Here is a 13,867-nt window from a genome sequence, read left to right as displayed (position 1 = left end):
GCGCCGCCCTCCACCTTCACCGCGCTGCGCGCCTCCCGAGCGCAGCTGAGTCACTTCGTGCGACCCGCGTCGGTCAGGACTGACTCACGTGGCACGAAGTGACTCAACCGCAAGAACGAGCGCCGAACCTCAGGCACTCAGCCAGCGACGCACCCGCGGTGGCAGGTCGTCGCTACGGCGCGTCAGCGCGAACTGGTGCGCCGCGACGACGACGGCCGCAACGAGCAGACTCGCGCCGGCGAGCGTCGTGTCCCACATGACGGTGAGCGCGGACGCCACCCCGAGCGTCATGACGAGGTGGATGCGGCGGGTGCGCATCGCGAGCAGCACACCGCACGGCAGCACGGTGAACGCGTACCAGGAGTGCACGACGGGCGCGAGCAGGACGACTGCGGCGAACACTCCCGCGTTCGTCACCATCGCCGACGGCAGTTTGCCCGTCGGCCGGCGCAGCGCCGCCCAGATGACGAGGATGACGGCGAGACCCATGCCGGCGCCGCGGATGAGCGCCATCGCGAGGTCGCCGGCCTCGTCGCTGACGAAGCCGAAGAAGTAGCGGGGCAGGTAACCGAGAGCCGTGGGGATCGAGGCGGGCGTGACGACGACGCCCGGCACGCTGAGCGCGCGGATCCAGCCGACGCCGAGGCCATACGGGATGCCGCACAGCGCCGTCACGAGAGCCCCCAGCAGCCCCGCCTGTGCGAGGCGGGCGAAACGTCGACGCAGGTCGACGCCCACCGGCAATGACAACAACACGACGGGGACGACGGCCACGATGGCGGTGAACTTGACCCCTGCGGCGATACCGACGAAGACGGTGGCCCACACCCAGCGCCCCGCCGCTGCCCACACGAGCGCGACCGTGACGAGGCCCATGAGGAGCACGTCGTTGTGCTCGCCACCGAAACCGTGGGCGAGCATGAGCGGGGAGGCCAGCGTCAGGGCGCTCGCGAGCGCGGGGCTGACGTCGAGGCGACGCGCGAGACGCGGCACGGCCCAGGCGGCGAGGACGAGCCCGATGATGATCGGGACGCGCTGCAGCCACACGAGAACCGTCGGTTCCTTCACGACCTCGGTGCACAGGGCGCCCCACGTCAGGGGCAGCGGCCCGTATGGCGTCGGCGTGTAGCGCCAGATCGGGTCGACCATCGAGGTGAGCAGTTCGGGCATCTCCCCCGGGGAGACGACGTACGGGTCGCGGCCCGACTGCGTCAGCGCTCCCTGCGCGAGGTAGCTCCAGCCGTCGTGGGAGAACATCGGCGGCGCGATGAGCCACGGCAGGGCCCACAGTGCCGTCAGGCGCCTGACGACGGCCGTCGCCGCGCGTTGCGCGACGCCGTCGCGGGGCGTGTGCCGGGTGGCGCGCACGAGGTCGATCCAGGCCCACGCGAGCAACAGCATGCCGGCAGCGACGATGATCCAGCCCGCGACGCGCCCCAGCTGCTGCTGGTAGAGCCAGTGCAGCGGCGCGAGCACGTCGCGCACCGGGCCCGGCGGCAGGTCGTTCGTCATGAACCCGCCGAGCATGGCGAGCGCGGAGCCGACGACGCCGCGCGCCGTCAGCCCCTTGCTCGTCGTGAGCGCCTGGGCGGGGCGCTCAGCGCGCGGAAACGCTGTGGACACGCTCTACGACCCGAGTGACGACGTCGGGGTCGGTGCTCGGCAGGACGCCGTGACCGAGGTTGAAGATGTGGCCCTTCGCGCGCCGCCCGGCTGCGACGATCTCGTCGACACGCGCCGCGAGCGGCTCCCACGGCGCGAACAGCAGCGCCGGGTCGAGGTTGCCCTGCAGCGCGTACTGGTTGCCGGTGCGCTCGCGGGCCGCGTCGAGGCTGACGCGGAAGTCGACGCCCACGACGTCGGCGCCCGCCTCACCCATCGCACCGAGCAGCTCGCCCGTGCCGACGCCGAAGTGGATCTTCGGCACGTCGATGCCGGGCAGATCGTCGACGGCGGCGAGGGCCGTGCGGGAGTGGGGCTGGACGAAGCGCAGGTAGTCGTCGAGCGGCAAGTTGCCGACCCACGAGTCGAACAGCTGGATGGCGCTCGCGCCCGCTGCTGCCTGAACGCGCAGGAAGGCGCCCGAGATCTGCGCGAGGCGCGCGCACAGGTCGTTCCACAGCTGCGGATCGCCGTACATGAGCGCCTTGGTGTTCTCGTGGTTCTTCGACGGCCCACCCTCGATGAGGTACGACGCGAGCGTGAACGGCGCGCCGGCGAACCCGATGAGCGGAGTGCCACCGAGCTCGGCGGTGATGAGCTGCACCGACTCGGTGATGTCGGTGACCATGTCGGGCGTCAGCTCGGGCAGACGCTCGAGGTCGGCGCGCGTGCGGAACGGTTGGGCGACGACGGGGCCGACGCCCGCGACGATGTCGAGGTCGACACCGGCCGCAGCCAGCGGCACGACGATGTCGGAGAAGAAGATGGCCGCATCCACGTCGTGGCGGCGCACGGGCTGCAGCGTGATCTCGGTGACGAGGTCGGGGCGGCGGCACGACTCGAGCATCCCGACGCCCTCACGCACCTTGCGGTACTCGGGCAGCGAACGCCCCGCCTGCCGCATGAACCACACCGGCGTGTACGGCACCTCCTCGCCGCGGGCAGCCATGATGAGGACGGAGTTGCGCGGGTCTGCGTTCACTTCGGTCACGTCGTGGATTCTCTCACGCGCCCCTTGCCGCGACGCGGTGATCCGCGCGTCGAGGGTGTGACGTCTCACGCGGTGAGTGTCGACCGACGCACCACGAGTGGTAACAGCACGGCGCGTGGCGGCAGCGTGACGCGTGGCGGGAGCACGGCGAGTGGCCGCGGTGGTCCGTCGAGGTGCGTCGCACGCCCCGGAACCGCCCCTCCTGCGATCTGCGACCACATCTGCAATCTCGTCCCCTTCGGCGATTCCTGTTCCCTTTCGCGATTCTTGGCCACCCTCGCGATTCCTGTCCTCATCGGCGATTTCTGTCCACGTTCGCACGTCCGACATAGAGTCGCGCCTTGTCGGAGTCGCTCCCAGTCCGTCCCGCTCCTGCGGCGCGTCAGCCGCCCGCTCATGCTGGCCCCATGACGACCGACACGCCGACGCCGTACGCCGACGGCGCCGCACGTCCCGCTGACGAACTGCGCACCCCGCGCCTGACGCTGCGTCGATGGACGAATGACGACGTCGACGCCTCTCACACCGGCCGCGGCTACGTGACGGAGGCTGCGCGCGCCATCCTCGACGAAGCGCTCGCCGGCGGCCTGCGCCGCGTCGTCGCCGTCACCGATCTCGACAACCACGCCTCGCAGCGGGTGGCCCGCAGGATCGGCATGCACCACGTCGGCCGCGCACGCGTCCATGACGACCAGGAACTCGAGTTCTTCGTCAGCTGACGACGGACGCGCGCAGCGCCCGCGACGCGCACGGCGCCGAGCGGACGTCCCGTCACACCGTCACGAGAACAACGCCGACGACCGTCAGCGCCACCCCGACGAGCTGCACCATTCGCAGCCGCTCGGCAAGCACGACGCGGGCGAGGACGAGCGTCGCGACGGGGTACAGCGAGCCGAGCACGGCGACGATCGACACCTGCCCCTGCGCCGACGCCCCCGCGAACAGCAGGTTCGCCGTCAGGTCGCCCATGCCCAGCAGCGGCAGCACGAGCACGTCGCGGCGCGTCAGCGGTTCCCGGGCCAGCCCCCTGGAGCGCAAGGTGAACAGCGTCGGCAGCAGCAGCGTCAGCGACCCGCAACGCATCGCCAGCATGGCTCCCGACAGGTCGTGCCGCGCGCCACCGTCCATGCAATACAGCGACACCCCGAATCCGAGCGCGGAGATGCACGCGAGGACGACGGGGCGTCGTCCGACGTCGCCGCTCAGTTCCGGTCCGCTCGCGAGCACCGCGCCTGCGAGGGCCACGAGCAACCCGATACCGATCGCGGGCGTCCACGCGTCCCCGCGCACGAGGCCGAGGACGACGGGGACGATCGCGCCCAGCGCCGTGATCGGCGAGACGACACCCATCGTCCCGCTGGACAGCGCCGCATACAGACACATCAGCCCGACGGCACCGCTCAGCCCCGCGCCGACGCCCCACGTCGCCCACGACGTCCAGTCGGACGAGCCGTGCGTGCCGGCGAGGGAGACGACGCCGAAGAAGATCAGTGCCGCGACGAGTCCCCCGAGCTGCGACAGGGCCACCACCTTGACGGGGTGGAAGCGTTTCGCCCACAGCCCGCCCACGAAGTCGGCCGTGCCCCACACGGCGGAGGAGAGCAGCGCCACGAACGTCACCATTCGCGCCACTCTAGGGCCATACGCCCGGCGAGACCCCAGCGCACCGCCCGGACCCATCTGCGATTTCCGTCCACATTTACTCCTGGTAAACGTGGACGCAAATCGCAGATGGGGACAGGAATCGCCGATGGGTCCGGGCGGTGCCCTTGACGACCCGCGCGGCGTGGCTCCCAGGTTTCGCGTGATAACGCCCCTAGGGTTACCGCCATGGGCATGCACACGTTGAGGCACGATGACGCGACGTATTTCGCCGACGTCGTCGAAACGGTCAAGGCCGCCGCCGTGCGCCCGCAGGTGCACCTCACCGAGGTGCCCGCGCCGCGTCGCATCGCCCCGCACGCCGTCGCGTTCTCGGCGGAGGTCATCGACCCCAAGAACGCTGACGACGTCCTCGGCACCGGCCGTTTCGTCCTGCTGCACGACCCCGCCTCCCCCGAGGCGTGGCACGGTACCTGGCGCATCGTGACGTTCGCGCGCGCCGAACTCGAATCCGAGATGGCGACCGACCCTGCGCTCGGCGCCGTCGGTTGGGACTGGCTCCTCGAATCGCTCAAGGACGCAGACGCGATCTACTCCGCGGAGGCCGGCACTGTCACCCGCGTCGTCAACGAGAGCTTCGGCGGTCTCGGCGAGCGCCCCTCCAGCGTCGAACTCGAGGTCCGTGCGTCGTGGACGCCCGACGAGTCGAACATCGCCGCGCACCTGCTCGGCTGGTCGAACCTCATGTGCACCGTCGCCGGTCTGCCCCCCGTTCCGGAAGGTGTGACGGCGCTGCCCGGGCGCTTCTGATCCATGAACGACTCCCCCACCTCACGGCCCGCGGCATCCCGCGACGAGACCCCAGCCGCGCGACGAGCGAGCGGCGAGCCGGTGTCGGCCCGCTCGTCCTCGAGTGAATCCCCGGAACCGCAGGAAACGCCCGCTTACCCCCTCCTCGAAGCACCGGCGGACGGCGTCCCGGACGTCATCACGACCGCTGCACAGCTCAAGGAGTGCTGCGCTGCCATTCGTGCGGGGCGTGGACCGGTCGCCATCGATGCCGAGCGCGCGTCGGGTTTTCGCTACGGCAACGACGCCTATCTCGTGCAGTTGCGCCGCGAGGGCTCGGGTACGTGGCTCATCGACCCCGTCCCGCTCAACGATCTGAGCAGCCTCAACACCGCGATCGGCAGTGCCGAGTGGGTGCTGCACGCCGCGACGCAGGATCTGCCGTGCCTCAAGGCCCTCGGTCTGCGCCCGCGCAAGCTGTTCGACACCGAACTCGGCTCACGTCTCGCGGGTCTGCCGCGCGTCGGCCTAGCCGCCGTCACCGAGCACTTCGTCGGTGTGACGCTCGCGAAGGAGCACTCGGCGGTGGACTGGTCGACGCGCCCGCTGCCGCACGACTGGCTCGTGTATGCGGCGCTCGACGTCGAGCGGCTCGTCGAGGTGCGTGACGCGCTCGCCGCCGACCTCGAGGCGCAGGGCAAGGCCGAGTGGGCGCGTCAGGAGTTCGAGGCACTGCTCGACTTCGAGGGCCCGACGCCGAAGAAGGAGCCGTGGCGACGCACGTCCGGCCTGCACGCCCTGCGTGACCTGCGCCAGCTCGCCCGCGTTCGCGCCCTGTGGCAGACGCGTGAGGACATCGCGCAGCGTCGCGACACGACGCCCGGGCGCGTCCTGCCCGACGCCCTCATCATCGACCTCGCACGGCGCAACCCGCACGACACCTCCGGCCTCGTCGGCCCGCCCGCCATCCGCCCGCGCGTCGGTGACGGTTCCGCGCGACGCCGCCGTCCGCGTCCTGCGCACCGGGGTCTCGCGCGCTACGGCGAGCGTTGGCTCGCGGCGCTGAAGGCCGCCGACGCCCTGCCGAACCGCGAGCTGCCGACGTCGACGCAGCACACCTCGGCTCCCCCGCCGATCCGCGCGTGGCATGACAAGAACCCGGCAGCGGCCGGACGTCTCGACGACGTCCGGTACGGCTTGCAGCGCTTCAGCGACGAGCGTCGCGTACCCGTCGAGAATCTCGTGACACCCGACCTGCTGCGCCGCGTCATCTGGTCACCGCCCGCCGACACGAGCGAGGACGGCTGGCGCGCGGCGCTGAGCGACGGCGGAGCCCGCCCCTGGCAGTGCGACATCGTCGCGCCGCTGCTCGCCGAGGCGGCTCTCGACCACCCGTCGCGCTGACGCCCCGCATCCCTGCGCCCAAGTGCACCCCGGTGCATCTGGACGCAGGAGAGATCGTGCTAGTCCACCAACGGCTGCAGGTATTTCACCCCTCCTCGTACTCAGCGGTAACAAACCGCGTTAGCCTGGGCACGTCAGCTTCGTCTATCTTCGGGAGGCATCGTGCCCCGCACGCTCCATGAGGTCGTCTTCGTCGACGGTGTTCGCACGCCGTTCGGCAAGGCCGGTGAGAAGGGCATGTACGCCCAGACCCGCGCCGACGACCTGGTCATCAAGTGCATTCGTGAACTCATGCGCCGTCAGCCGAACCTGCCGCCGGAGCGCGTCGATGAGGTCGCCATCGCGGCCACGACGCAGATCGGCGACCAGGGTCTGACGATCGGGCGCATGGCTGCTCTGTTGTCGGGTCTGCCCAAGTCGGTGCCCGGTTACGCCATCGACCGCATGTGCGCGGGCGCGATGACGGCCGTGACGACGTCCGCGTCCGGCATCGCGTTCGGCGCGTACGACGTCGTCATCGCCGGTGGTGTCGAGCACATGGGCCGTCACCCCATGGGTGAGGGCACCGACCCGAACCCGCGCATCGTCGCCGAGAAGCTCGTCGACCCGAGCGCCCTGGTCATGGGCAAGACGGCCGAGAACCTGCACGACCGCTACCCGGCGATCACGAAGGAGCGCTGCGACGCGTTCGCCGTCGCCAGCCAGAACAAGCTCGCGAAGGCGTACGCGGAGGGCAAGATCCAGCAGGATCTCGTTCCCGTCGCGACGCGCAACGTCGAGAAGGGCTGGGGCCTGGCCACGGCCGACGAGCCGCCGCGCCCCGGCACGACCGTCGAGGAACTGGCCAAGCTGAAGACGCCGTTCCGCGCCCACGGCAACGTCACCGCGGGTAACGCGGCCGGTCTCAACGACGGTGCGACGGCGTGCATCCTCGCCTCCGAGGAGAGCGCGAAGGAGCTCGGCCTGCCCGTCGGCATGCGCCTGGTCGACTTCGCCTTCGTCGGCGTCGACCCCGAGGTCATGGGCATCGGCCCCGTCCCGGCCACCGAGAAGGCTCTCGCCAAGGCGGGCCTGACGATCGAGGACATCGACCTGTTCGAGCTCAACGAGGCCTTCGCCGTGCAGGTGCTGGCCTTCCTCGACCACTTCGGCATCGACGCCGACGATGAGCGCGTCAACGCCTACGGCGGCGCCATCGCGACGGGTCACCCGCTCGCGAGCTCCGGCGTGCGTCTCATGACGCAGCTGTCGCGCCAGTTCGCCGAGCACCCCGAGGCGCGCTACGGCGTCACCGCGATGTGCATCGGCATCGGCATGGGTGGCTGCGTCATCTGGGAGAACCCCAACCACCCCGACTACGGCAAGGAGAAGACGGCCTGATGAGCGACAACCAGACACAGTCGAGCGCCGAGAACGCGCGCGCCGAGGTCGTCACGCACGCCCTCAGCCAGGACATCACGCTGCCGTCGACCGGCGGCAAGAGCGCGGGCACCTTCGTGCTCGTCACCCTCGACAACGGCTTCGACCACACGAAGCCGAACAGCTTCGGCCCGCAGGGCCTCGCGGAGCTGGAGAAGGCCGTCGACGCCGCGGCCGAGCGCGCCGCGAAGGGCGAGATCGTCGGTTTCGGTGTGACGGGCAAGCCGTTCATCATGGCCGTCGGCGCCGACCTCATGGCGCTTCCGTCGATCACCGACCGTGAGCAGGCCGTCGACATCGCCGAGCAGGGTCACCGCGTCTTCTCGAAGATCGCCGACCTCGACGTGCCGACGTTCGCGTTCGTCAACGGCGCATCGATGGGTGGTGGCGTCGAGATCGGTCTCTACTGCGACTACCGCACGATGAGCGCCGACGTTCCCGCCTACTCGCTGCCCGAGTGCTTCCTCGGCCTCGTGCCCGGCTGGGGCGGCACGTACTTGCTGCCGAACCTCATCGGCGTCGAGAACGCGCTGCAGCTCATCATCACGAACCCGCTGAGCAACAACAAGATGGCGACGGGCGCCCAGGCGTTCAAGCTGGGTGTCGCCGACGAGCTGCTCGCCCCCGTCACGTTCCTCGAGGACTCGCTCGCCTTCGCGGCCGCCGTCATCAGCGGCGAGAAGAAGGTCGCGCGCCCCGAGGTCAACAAGGACGAGGCCGCGTGGAAGGCCGCGTGCGACAAGGCCCGCGCCTTCACGATGCAGAAGACCGGTGGCGCCGCCCCCGCTCCGCTGCGCGCCATCGACCTCGTCGAGGCCGCCCGCACGAACACGCGGGCGCAGGGCTTCGCCGGTGAGGACCAGGCGCTCGGCGACCTCATCATGAGCGACGAGCTGCGCGCCGGTCTGTACGCGTTCAACCTCGTCCAGAAGCGTGCGAAGCGACCCGCCGGTGCGCCGGACAAGGCGCTCGCGCGCAAGGTGACGAAGGTCGGCGTTGTCGGCGCCGGTCTCATGGCCAGCCAGATGGCGCTGCTGTTCATCCGCCGCCTCGACGTGCCCGTCATCATGACGGACCTCGACCAGGCACGCGTCGACAAGGGTGTCGGCTACGTCCACGACGAGATCGACAAGTTGCTCGCCAAGGGCCGCGTCTCGCAGGACAAGGCCAACCGTCTCAAGGGCCTCATCACGGGTTCGACGAGCAAGGACGGCTTCGCGGACGCCGACTTCGTCATCGAGGCCGTCTTCGAAGAGATGGGTGTCAAGAAGAGCGTCTGGGCCGAGGTCGAGCAGATCGTCACGCCCGAGTGCGTCCTCGCGACGAACACCTCGTCGCTGTCGATCACCGAGATGGCAGCGGACCTGAAGCACCCCCAGCGGGTCGTCGGGTTCCACTTCTTCAACCCCGTCGCCGTCATGCCGCTGCTGGAAATCATCCGCGGCGAGAAGACGGACGACGCGACGCTCGCCACGGCGTTCGCCACCGGCAAGTCGCTGAAGAAGACGTGCATCCTCGTGAAGAACTCCCCCTCGTTCGTCGTGAACCGCCTCCTCGGCCGGTTCATGGGCGAGGCGGGCAAGATCGTCGACGAGGGCACGCCCGTCGAGGTCGTCGAGAAGGCGTTCGCCGGTGTCACCCCGATGCCGCCGTTCATGCTCATCTCGCTCGTCGGCCCCGCCATCGCGCTGCACAACTCGGAGACGCTGCACGGCGCGTTCCCGGAGCGCTTCTACGTCTCGCCGAACCTCGCGAAGGTCGTCGAGGGGAAGATCCCGAGCTTCTACGGCGCCGACGGCAAGCTCGACGACTCGATCTTCGAGAAGTTCAGCAAGCCGGCGGACGCGAAGGTGCTCACCGAGGAGCAGGTGCGCGAGCAGGCCCTGTCGGCACTGGCCGACGAGACCCGTCGCATGCTCGACGAGGAGGTCGTCGCGGCCCCGATGGACATCGACCTCGCGATGATCACCGGCGCCGGCTTCCCGTTCTGGAACGGTGGCGTGACGCCGCTGCTCGACCGCACCGGCATCGCCGAGAAGGTCACCGGTCAGCGCTTCCTGCCGAAGGGCGCCGCGAGCGTCGCCCGCTGATCGCGGTCCTGACGTCGGCGTGAGCCGCCCACGCGGGGCGTACCTCTGGACGGGGTACGCCCCGCGCCCGCGTCTCGACACGCCGACCGCGACGATTCGGGGCGCTCGCGGCGGTGGCATACCATCGTTGAATCGCTGCGCATCGGCGAACGGCGACCGGCCACACGGCCCGGTCGGTCGGCTCGCACCGGTGCGCGTGGGAATGACGGGGTGAACCGCAGTGTTCTTCCCGCCGACGCGTGACGTGCCCCCGGGTCGCGTCGCCGCTCGTCACACCTCGGCGTGATGGGTTCATCTGCACCAACTGATTCGGAGATTGTCACTGTGTCCAGCAACGCGCCCCTGAACCTTCGGATCATCGGCGGCAAGCAGCTGTCCGGGTCTATCGACGTGCGCACGAGCAAGAACGCCGCCGTCGCCTGCCTGTGCGCCGCGATGCTGAACAAGGGACGCACGACGCTGCGCAACCTCGCGCGCATCGAAGAGGTCAACCGCATCACCGAGGTGCTCGACTCCATCGGCGTGCAGACCCGCTGGCTGCCGGGCACGAGCGACCTCGAGATCACGCCGCCCGCCAAGATCGACCTGTCGACGATCGACGAGGTCGCGGCGCGCCGCACCCGCACGATCCTCATGTTCCTCGGCCCGCTCATGCACGAGTTCGACTCGTTCGAGCTGCCCAACGCCGGCGGGTGCGACCTCGGTGCGCGCACCGTCGAGCCGCACCTGCACGCGCTGCGCGCGTTCGGCATGGAGGTCGTCGCGAAGGACGGGTACTACAACGTCGAGGTCGACAACTCGATCCGCCCGACGAAGCCGATCGTCCTCATCGAGCGCGGCGACACCGTCACCGAGAACGCCCTGTTCGCCGCAGCCCGCTACGAGGGCACGACGATCATCCGCAACGCCTCGAGCAACTACATGGTCCAGGATCTGTGCTTCTTCCTCGAGAAGCTTGGCGTGACGATCGAGGGCATCGGCACGACGACGCTCAAGATCACCGGCGTCGCCGAGATCAACGAGGACGTCGAGTACTTCCCGAGCGAGGACCCGATCGAGGCGATGAGCCTCATCGCAGCCGCCATCGTCACGAAGTCCGAGATCACGATCAAGCGCGTGCCGATCGAGTTCATGGAGATCGAACTGGCCATCCTGGAGGAGATGGGCTTCCAGTACGAGATGAGCGACGAGTACACCTCGGACAACGGCTTCACGCGCCTCGTCGACATCACGACGAAGCCGGGCCCGCTCAAGGCGCCGACGGACAAGATCCACCCGCTGCCCTTCCCCGGCCTCAACATCGACAACCTGCCGTTCTTCGCCGTCATCGCTGCGTGCGCCGAGGGCAAGACGCTCATCCACGACTGGGTGTACGAGAACCGCGCGATCTACCTCAACGAGCTGACAAAGATCGGTGCGACGGTGCACCTCATGGACCCGCACCGGGTCATGATCGAAGGCCCCGCCAAGTGGCGCGCCGCCGAGGTCATGTGCCCGCCCGCGCTGCGCCCCGGCGTCGTCATCCTGCTCGGCATGCTCGCGTGCCCCGGCACCTCGACGCTGCGCAACATCTACGTCATCAACCGTGGCTACGAGGAGCTCGACGAGCGTCTCAACGCACTCGGCGCCGACATCACGAGCTTCCAGGACTGATGCTCGACGGCTGCCTGCGCGGTATGCCATGACGAAGCCCGCCCGGTCGCGTACCGGGCGGGCTTCGTCGTGTCTGGGGCCGGCGTTCCTCAGACCTCCAGCGTCCGCGCGATCGGCACGCCCGGTCGGTAGCAGAGGTGACGGTGGCTGGGCGCGTCGAGAACGGCGAGGTCAGCGCGCGCACCGGGGCGGATGACGCCCACGTCGTTGCGCCGCAGCGCCTGCGCGCCGCCAGCTGTCGCAGCCCACACGGCTTCGGCGGCGCTCATGCCCATCTCGCGCACGGCGAGGGCGATCATGAACGGCATCGAGTCGGAGTAGCACGTGCCCGGGTTGCAGTCGGTCGCGATGGCGACGCTGACGCCCGCGTCGATGAGGCGCCGCGCATCCGGGTAGGGCGAGCGGGTCGAGAACTCGACGCCCGGCAGAAGCGTCGCGACGGTCGACGAATCGGCCAGTGCCGCAACGTCACTCGCCGACAGATAGGTGCAGTGGTCGACGCTCGCCGCACCGAGCTCGACGGCGAGTTGGACGCCCGGTCCCTCGCCGAGCTGGCCGCCGTGGACACGCAGTTCGAGCCCCGCGTCTCGACAGGCCCGCAGGATCGTCGCGCTCTCGTCGCCGTCGAAGGCGTGCGCGCTGCCCGGCTCGCAGAACACGTCGGCCCAGCGAGCGTACGGGCGGCACGCCTCGAGCATCTCGCCGCAGACGAGGTCGACGTAGGCGCCACGATCGCTGCCGCTCGGCACGACGTGGGCACCGAGATAGGTCGTCTCCGGCGTGAACTCGCGGGCGATGCGCAGCGCTCGCGCCTCGTCCTCGACCGTCAGCCCGTAGCCCGACTTCACCTCGACGCACGTCGTGCCCTGCGCGCGCATCTCGGCGATGCGCCGCGCGACCAGCGCGGTGAGGCGGTCGTCGTCAGCGTCGCGGGTGGCGGCCACCGTGGTGGCGATCCCGCCCCCGTCGTAGCGCTCGCCCGCCATGCGGGCGGCGAACTCGGCCGAGCGGTCGCCGCCGAAGACGAGGTGTGCGTGGCTGTCGACGAAGCCGGGCATCAGTGCGGCGCCGTCGACGTCGACGCGGCGGTCGGCGTCCGGCGCTCGGCGCGCCTCGCCGACCCATGCGATGCGGTCGTCTTCGACGACGATCGCCGCGTCGGTGAGGAGGCCGAGCAGGCGCTCGTCCTCGCTCGCGCCAGCGCGGGCGTGCTGCGGGTCGTTCGTCACGAGTTCGGCGATGCCGGTGAGGAGCGTCGTCGTCATGTCTGCCTCCAGAAGGGGTCGATGGCGTCGTGCAGGAGCCGCCCGATTCCGCCGGGCGCAAGCGTCTCTTCGAGGCGGTGGCGCCCGCCGCGCACGACGACGCGTCCGTCGACGATGACGTCCGTGACGTCCTGCGCAATCGCGGCGAGCAGGATCTGGTCAGGCGAACAGCCTGCGGTGCGCAGAGATTCGGCGTCGACGACGACGAGGTCGGCGCGCGCTCCGACGACGATCTCACCGGCGTCCGCCCAGCCGATGCTCGCGTGCCGCGTCGCCGCCGCGAGAAGGTCGCGCGGGCTCAGGCGGCCGCGCTCGTTACTCGTCAGCCGCTCGTGCATCTCGAGGCCGCGGGCTTCTTCGAACATGTCGATGACGGCGTGCTGGTCGCTGCCGAGGCTCAGCCGCGCGCCCGCGTCGTGCAGTGCAACGGCCGGCCCGATGCCGTCGGCGAGGTCGCGTTCGGTCGTCGGGCAGAAGCAGGCCGTCGCACCCGCGCGGGCGAGCGCCGAGACGTCGTCGTCGCTCAGATGCGTTGCATGGACGGCGGAGAAGCGCTCGCTCAGTGCGCCGGCCTCGTGGAGCAGACCCACGGGCGTGCGCTGGTAGTGGGCCAGTGCGGCGGCGTTCTCCGCCGGCTGTTCGGAGACATGGGCGTGGAGGATCTCCCCCGGCGTCGCGGCGACGACGTCCGCCAGTTCGTCGCGAGCGACAGCGCGCACCGAGTGAATGGCCGCGCCGACCACGGTGTTCTCGTCACTGAGTGCGTCCTCGCGCAACTGCGCGTGACGCCGCGCCCAGGCGTCGACGGAGCCGTCGCTGAAGCGCCGCTGCTCAGCGCTCATCGCGGCGTGGCCATCGGTGTCGAGGCCTCCGTGGAGGTAACACGTGTCGAGCAGCGTGAACCGGATGCCGGCCTCGCGGGCCGCTTGACGCAGCGCAGAACCCATGGCGTTCGGGTCGTCGTAGGGCGTGCCGTCGCGGCGGTGGTGGAC

10 protein-coding genes and 1 pseudogene are annotated in these 13,867 nt (G+C 70.1%); 6 read left to right on the top strand and 5 right to left on the bottom strand.

The window, feature by feature from the left end; translation table 11 throughout:
* Positions 1-129: 129 nt before the first annotated feature.
* A complete protein-coding gene (gene mptB / locus AX669_RS06155; RefSeq protein WP_006945291.1) occupies positions 130-1,623 on the bottom strand; it encodes a polyprenol phosphomannose-dependent alpha 1,6 mannosyltransferase MptB in 1,494 nt (497 codons plus the stop codon).
* Positions 1,598-2,611, bottom strand: coding sequence for a uroporphyrinogen decarboxylase (hemE, locus tag AX669_RS06150; RefSeq protein WP_231729451.1), 1,014 nt, complete (start codon positions 2,609-2,611; stop codon positions 1,598-1,600). Before hemE ends, mptB begins: the two co-directional genes overlap by 26 nt.
* Before the next feature lie 449 nt (positions 2,612-3,060).
* On the opposite strand from hemE, the gene AX669_RS06145 reads away from it, so the two are divergent.
* Entirely contained in the window at positions 3,061-3,372 is a 312-nt protein-coding gene (locus AX669_RS06145; RefSeq protein WP_006945234.1) for a GNAT family N-acetyltransferase, read from the top strand.
* Between the two features lie 52 nt (positions 3,373-3,424).
* Here AX669_RS06145 and AX669_RS06140 read toward each other — a convergent pair whose 3' ends face one another.
* Positions 3,425-4,276 carry an EamA family transporter gene (locus AX669_RS06140; protein WP_062257266.1) on the bottom strand — a complete coding sequence of 284 codons (852 nt, stop codon included), beginning with the start codon at positions 4,274-4,276 and terminating at the stop codon, positions 3,425-3,427.
* 207 nt (positions 4,277-4,483) lie between these two features.
* Here AX669_RS06140 and AX669_RS06135 point away from each other — a divergent pair, with 207 nt between their 5' ends.
* The 5 genes and pseudogenes from AX669_RS06135 to AX669_RS06115 all read left to right on the top strand — a co-directional run.
* On the top strand, positions 4,484-5,065 hold the full coding sequence (locus tag AX669_RS06135) for a DUF3000 domain-containing protein (RefSeq protein ID WP_038567896.1): 582 nt from the start codon (positions 4,484-4,486) through the stop codon (positions 5,063-5,065).
* Between the two features lie 3 nt (positions 5,066-5,068).
* On the top strand, positions 5,069-6,448 hold the full coding sequence (locus AX669_RS06130; protein WP_062257265.1) for an HRDC domain-containing protein: 1,380 nt from the start codon (positions 5,069-5,071) through the stop codon (positions 6,446-6,448).
* A gap of 162 nt (positions 6,449-6,610) precedes the next feature.
* Positions 6,611-7,828 carry a thiolase family protein gene (locus AX669_RS06125; protein ID WP_062257263.1) on the top strand — a complete coding sequence of 406 codons (1,218 nt, stop codon included), beginning with the start codon at positions 6,611-6,613 and terminating at the stop codon, positions 7,826-7,828.
* A complete protein-coding gene (locus AX669_RS06120; protein ID WP_062257261.1) occupies positions 7,828-9,957 on the top strand; it encodes a 3-hydroxyacyl-CoA dehydrogenase NAD-binding domain-containing protein in 2,130 nt (709 codons plus the stop codon). Before AX669_RS06125 ends, AX669_RS06120 begins: the two co-directional genes overlap by 1 nt.
* Positions 9,958-10,263: 306 nt before the next feature.
* Positions 10,264-11,610 (top strand): annotated as a pseudogene (locus AX669_RS06115) (UDP-N-acetylglucosamine 1-carboxyvinyltransferase); the annotation flags it as partial.
* Between the two features lie 89 nt (positions 11,611-11,699).
* Here the strand turns inward: AX669_RS06115 and hutI are convergent.
* Complete coding sequence (hutI, locus tag AX669_RS06110) at positions 11,700-12,875, bottom strand: imidazolonepropionase (RefSeq protein WP_062257258.1); 1,176 nt, start codon at positions 12,873-12,875, stop codon at positions 11,700-11,702.
* A partial coding sequence (locus AX669_RS06105) for a formimidoylglutamate deiminase (RefSeq protein ID WP_062257256.1) occupies positions 12,872-13,867 on the bottom strand: 996 nt, incomplete at its 5' end. The genes AX669_RS06105 and hutI, both read right to left, overlap by 4 nt.

The sequence above is a fragment of the Dermacoccus sp. CCH2-D9 genome, assembly GCF_001556795.1.
Classification (GTDB): domain Bacteria; phylum Actinomycetota; class Actinomycetes; order Actinomycetales; family Dermatophilaceae; genus Dermacoccus; species Dermacoccus nishinomiyaensis.
This window is presented reverse-complemented; position numbering and strand designations above follow the sequence as displayed.

Bases quoted from the DNA above. Each gene is read 5' to 3' on its own strand.
- AX669_RS06135 (WP_038567896.1), top strand. From the start codon at position 4,484: ATGGGCATGCACACGTTGAGGCACGATGACGCGACGTATTTCGCCGAC.
- AX669_RS06140 (WP_062257266.1), bottom strand. From the start codon at position 4,276: ATGGTGACGTTCGTGGCGCTGCTCTCCTCCGCCGTGTGGGGCACGGCC.
- AX669_RS06145 (WP_006945234.1), top strand. From the start codon at position 3,061: ATGACGACCGACACGCCGACGCCGTACGCCGACGGCGCCGCACGTCCC.
- hutI (WP_062257258.1), bottom strand. From the start codon at position 12,875: ATGACGACGACGCTCCTCACCGGCATCGCCGAACTCGTGACGAACGAC.
- AX669_RS06120 (WP_062257261.1), top strand. From the start codon at position 7,828: ATGAGCGACAACCAGACACAGTCGAGCGCCGAGAACGCGCGCGCCGAG.
- AX669_RS06130 (WP_062257265.1), top strand. From the start codon at position 5,069: ATGAACGACTCCCCCACCTCACGGCCCGCGGCATCCCGCGACGAGACC.
- hemE (WP_231729451.1), bottom strand. From the start codon at position 2,611: ATGGCTGCCCGCGGCGAGGAGGTGCCGTACACGCCGGTGTGGTTCATG.